This is a genomic window from Candidatus Protofrankia californiensis, assembly GCF_900634765.1.
Taxonomy (GTDB): Bacteria; Actinomycetota; Actinomycetes; order Frankiales; family Frankiaceae; genus Protofrankia; species Protofrankia californiensis.
The window spans coordinates 25,238-29,870 of the sequence record NZ_CAAAFT010000412.1; the positions used below are offsets into that span (position 1 = coordinate 25,238).

General features: G+C 69.4%; 5 protein-coding genes. All 5 read right to left on the reverse strand.

Annotated elements, in window-relative coordinates:
• Positions 1-496, reverse strand: a 496-nt coding sequence (gene truB, locus DD1DGNOD_RS29980; RefSeq protein WP_241255889.1) for a tRNA pseudouridine(55) synthase TruB, incomplete at its 3' end; no start/stop codon positions are given.
• Entirely contained in the window at positions 496-1,587 is a 1,092-nt protein-coding gene (locus DD1DGNOD_RS21250) for a DHH family phosphoesterase (protein WP_131768280.1), read from the reverse strand. The genes truB and DD1DGNOD_RS21250, both read right to left, overlap by 1 nt.
• Positions 1,584-2,069: a 30S ribosome-binding factor RbfA gene (gene rbfA / locus DD1DGNOD_RS21255; protein WP_131768282.1), complete on the reverse strand. Its 486-nt coding sequence runs from the start codon at positions 2,067-2,069 to the stop codon at positions 1,584-1,586. Before rbfA ends, DD1DGNOD_RS21250 begins: the two co-directional genes overlap by 4 nt.
• Positions 2,062-2,478, reverse strand: a complete 417-nt coding sequence (locus DD1DGNOD_RS21260; RefSeq protein ID WP_241251748.1) for a DUF503 domain-containing protein — start codon at positions 2,476-2,478, stop codon at positions 2,062-2,064. Before DD1DGNOD_RS21260 ends, rbfA begins: the two co-directional genes overlap by 8 nt.
• Positions 2,479-2,497: 19 nt before the next feature.
• Positions 2,498-4,633: translation initiation factor IF-2 (infB, locus tag DD1DGNOD_RS27385; protein ID WP_241255890.1), on the reverse strand; the 2,136-nt coding region annotated here is incomplete at its 5' end.

Sequence of the window (4,633 nt, forward strand, 5' to 3'; positions counted from 1 at the left end):
CCGTTCCGCGGCGGGCCAGCAGCTCGAACCGGCTCACCGTCACCCGCCGCGCCGCGAGGACGACGTCCTGCCCCGCGCGTACCCGGGCGTAGGCCCGCACACCGTCGACCTTCACCGCGCTGACCGCGGACGGGACCTGGTCGATCTCACCGGTGAGCGCCGCCATGGCGGCGGCTAACCGCTGCTGATCGGCGGCCACCTCCCGGACCGCGACGACGTCGCCCTCGGCGTCGTCGGTGGTGGTCGAGATGCCAAGCTGAACCGTCGCCTGGTAGACCTTGTCCGTCAGGGCGAGATGCCCGAGCAGCCGGGTGGCCCGACCCACCCCGAGCACCAGCACGCCGGTGGCCATCGGGTCGAGCGTGCCCGCATGGCCGATCCGGCGGATACGCAGCATCCGGCGGGCTCGGGCAACCACGTCGTGCGAGGTCAGACCCGCCGGTTTGTCGACCACGACCAGACCGTCCACCCCGACGGCGGCGGTCGCGACACCCATCAGGCGGGCAGCCGAGGCGCCCGAACCAACGCCTCGCGCAGGGTGTCCATGGTCTGCCCGAGGGAGTCCGACGAGCTCAGCCCGGCAGCGAAACGATGACCGCCCCCACCGAGCTGGGTGCACACCGCGCCGACATCGACCCCACCCTTGGAACGCACCGACACCCGCCAGATCTGGTCGGCGTCCTGCTTGCAGACGACCGCCACCTCAGCCTCGGCGGTGGTCCGCACGATGTCGATCACCCCTTCGATCTCGTCCAGGGTGAGACCGGCGCCGGTGAGATCCGCAAACGCACACCACGTCCACACCAGGTCGTGCTCAGGCTCCAGACGGGCCCGGCCGAGCAGCTCACCCAGCAGCCGCAGATAGCTGAACCGGTGTGTGTCCCACACCGTCCGGGTGATCAGGTCATGGCGGATACCGGTGGCCAGCAACCGCGCGGCCAACCGGTGGACCTCCGGCGTCGTCGCGCCATAGCGGAACGACCCGGTATCGGTCACCAGGCCGGTGTAGATCGCAACGGCCAGGTCGTGGTCGAGCTCCACGCCGAGCGCATCGATGACATCGGTGACCATCACGCTGGTGGACGCGGCATCGGAATCGATCAGATTGACGTCCCCGAACCGGGTGTTCGAGGCGTGATGGTCGATCACGACCATCCGTCGCGCCCGGGTGGCGACCCGCCCCAGCGCCCCGAGTCGGGCGAGGCTGCCGGCGTCCAGCGTCACCACGAGATCCGGCGTCGCCGGGACCAGTGACGGCGGGACAAGAAGGTCCTGACCGGGCAGGAAGGTCAGGGAACGCGGTACCACGAACGGGTCGCTGTCGAAGGACACCGACGCCCGGGTGCCGAGCGTGCGCAGGGCCAGCCCGAGCGCGATCGCCGAACCGAGGCTGTCCCCGTCCGGATCGACGTGTGCCACCAGCAGGACGCTCTCGCCGTCCTGCACGGCGGACAGGATCACCTCGACCGCACGGTCCCGCTGCTCGCCGACCGCCTCACCGGAGGCCGCCCCTGCCCGGGCCGTTCCCTCCCCCGCCGCGGGTACCGGTAGCAGGGACAGGTCCGCGAGGCTCGTCACATCGGTCATCGCAGCTTGTCCCCCATCATGCCCCCATCAGACATCATGCCCCCATCGGGCTCGTCGTCATCTCCCCGGGGCTTACGGTACGGGTCGGGCTCACCAGCCGGTCGAGCGCCATCCCGCACTCCGGCAAGGCCCGCGTCCCGCTCCCGGGCGGTGACAATCAGTTCCTCAAGGTGGCGTGCGTCGTCCGGCAACCGGTCGTGGACGAAGGTCAGGGCCGGAGTGACCTTGACCCCGGTCTGCCGGCCGACCTGGCTGCGCAGCAGGCCCTTGGCCGACTCCAGCGCGCGGGCCGAGTCCAACCTGTCCGCGTCGTCGCCGTAGACGGTGTAAAAGACGGTGGCCTCGGTCAGGTCCGGCGTCACCCGGGCGTCGGTCACGGTGACCATGCCCAGCCGCGGGTCCTTCACCTGGCGTTCCAGCGCGGCCGCGACCACCTCACGGATACGCACCGCGAGCCGGCGGGCCCGAGCAGGGTCAGCCATGGCTTCCTCCCGTCACTGTCACCGCATCTCCGGTCACGGGTGTCTGTCCGGCGGGAAACTCGACGTCCCCGCCGGAGTCGATCTCCATGCCGGACTCGATGCCCGCAGCGGATTCGATGTCCTCATCGGAGAGGTACCGTACTCGCGCTGAAAGCAGCTCCATCTCGGGGCGCTGCGCGACCAGACGCTCGCAGGCCTCGACGACCTCGACACAGTGGGCCCGATCCGCAGCCACCAGGGCGACGGCGATCTGCGCCCGACGGTGCAGATCGTGGTGGCCGGTCTCCGCCGCACTTACCGCATACCTGCGGCGGAGCTCCGCCACCACCGGCCGAACCATCGACCGTTTCTCCTTCAGCGACCGCGTGTCACCGAGAAGAAGATCGAACACTGCCGTTCCCGTCCACATACCCGCGTCCTCAGGATCCTCAGGAGCGAGGAACCTCCCGTTGCTCGAAGGTCTCGATCACATCGTCGATCTTGATGTCGTTAAACGAACCGAGTCCTATACCGCACTCGTAGCCCTCACGGACCTCGGTCGCGTCGTCCTTGAACCGCTTGAGCGACTCGACCGTGAGATTGTCCGCGACGACGACGCCGTCACGGACCAGGCGCGCCTTGGCGTTGCGGCGGATGAGTCCGGAGCGTACGAGACAGCCGGCGACGTTGCCGATCCGGGGTACCCGGAAGACCTCGCGGACTTCGGCGGTCCCGAGCTGGATCTCCTCGTAGACCGGCTTGAGCATGCCCTTGAGCGCGTTCTCGATGTCCTCGATCGCCTGGTAGATGACCGAGTAGTAGCGGACGTCGACGCGCTCGCGCTCGGCGAGCTCCCGCGCCTTGCCCTCGGCGCGGACGTTGAAGCCGAGGATGACCGCGTCGGACGCGCTCGCCAGGTTGACGTCGTTCTCGGTGATCGCTCCGACACCACGTCCGATGATCCGCAGCGAGACCTCGTCACCAATATCGATCTTGAGAAGCGAATCTTCGACCGTCTCGACCGAACCGGACACGTCGCCCTTGAGGATGAGGTTGAGCTGGGTCTTCTCGCCCTCCTTCATCCGCTCCAGGATCGTCTCCAGGGTCGGGCGACCGCGGCTGAGCGCGAGTTCGGCGTTGCGCTCACGCGCCTGCCGCCGCTCGGCGATCTGGCGGGCGACCCGGTCCTCCGGGACGACCAGGAAGTTGTCGCCGGCGTCGGGAACACTGGTGAACCCGAGCACCTGGACGGGCCGGGCCGGGCCTGCCTCAGCCACCGGATCGCCGTGCTCGTCGAGCATCGCCCGGACACGTCCGAAGGCGTCACCCGCGACGACCGAGTCCCCGACCCGCAGAGTTCCACGCTGGACGAGGACCGTGGCAACCGGGCCGCGGCCGCGGTCCAGACGACCTTCGATCGCAACACCCTGAGCCTCGACCTCGGTCGGGGCACGCATGTCCAGCGCCGCGTCGGCGGTGAGGATGACCGCCTCGAGCAACCCGTCGATGTTGGTGCGGTTGCGGGCGGAGACGTCGACGAACATGGCGTCGCCGCCGTACTCCTCGGCGACCAGTCCGTACTCGGTGAGCTGTCCGCGAACCTTCTGCGGGTCGGCCCCTTCCTTGTCGATCTTGTTGACGGCGACGACGATGGGGACGTCGGCGGCCTGGGCGTGGTTGAGCGCCTCGATCGTCTGCGGCTTGACGCCGTCGTCGGCGGCGACCACCAGCACCACGATGTCGGTCACCTGCGCACCTCGGGCACGCATGGCGGTGAACGCCTCGTGACCCGGGGTGTCGATAAAGGTGATCTTTCGCTCTTCCCCGTCGACCTTGGCCCGGACCTGATAGGCCCCGATGTGCTGGGTGATACCACCGGCCTCACCACTGACGACGTCCGTCGACCTGATCGCGTCGAGCAGTTTCGTCTTGCCGTGGTCAACATGACCCATGACGGTCACGACAGGCGGACGCGGCGACAGTTCGACCTCGTCGCCGTAGTCACCGCCGAAGGAGAGGTCGAAGCTCTCCAGGAGCTCCTTGTCCTCGTCCTCGGGACTGACGATCTGCACGTCATACCCGAGTGTCACACCGAGTAGCTGCAAGGTCTCGTCCGTGCACGACTGCGTCGCAGTCACCATCTCACCGAGCTGGGTGAACACGACCTGGACGAGCGCACCCTGGTTGGCGTCGATCTTGTCCGCGAAGTCGGCCAGGGAGGCGCCCCGGGGCAACCTGATGACCTGCCCGTTCCCGCGCGGGACCATCGCCCCCATGCGGGGGGCTTCCAGCCCGCTCTCCCACTCCTGCCGCTTCGCGCGCTTGGACTTGCGCTGACGCCCTGGGCGGCCGCGGCCACCGGGACCGAACGCACCGGCCGTGGTGCCACCGCGACCACGGCCGCCGGAGGTGGGGCGACCGCCGGGACCACCGGGACCGCCGGGGCCACCGGGACCGCCGCCAGGACGCCCGGGAGCACCCGAACCCGCGCCGGCGCCGGCTGGACGACCAGGCGCACCACCGCGACCGGCGAAACCGCCACCGCCCGGACGCCCGCCACCCGGACGTCCGCCACCGCCACCGCC

What these genes read in the sequence shown, in the direction of transcription:
- DD1DGNOD_RS21250 (WP_131768280.1), bottom strand. Translation starts at nt 1,587, where the DNA reads ATGACCGATGTGACGAGCCTCGCGGACCTGTCCCTGCTACCGGTACCC.
- rbfA (WP_131768282.1), bottom strand. Translation starts at nt 2,069, where the DNA reads ATGGCTGACCCTGCTCGGGCCCGCCGGCTCGCGGTGCGTATCCGTGAG.
- DD1DGNOD_RS21260 (WP_241251748.1), bottom strand. Translation starts at nt 2,478, where the DNA reads ATGTGGACGGGAACGGCAGTGTTCGATCTTCTTCTCGGTGACACGCGG.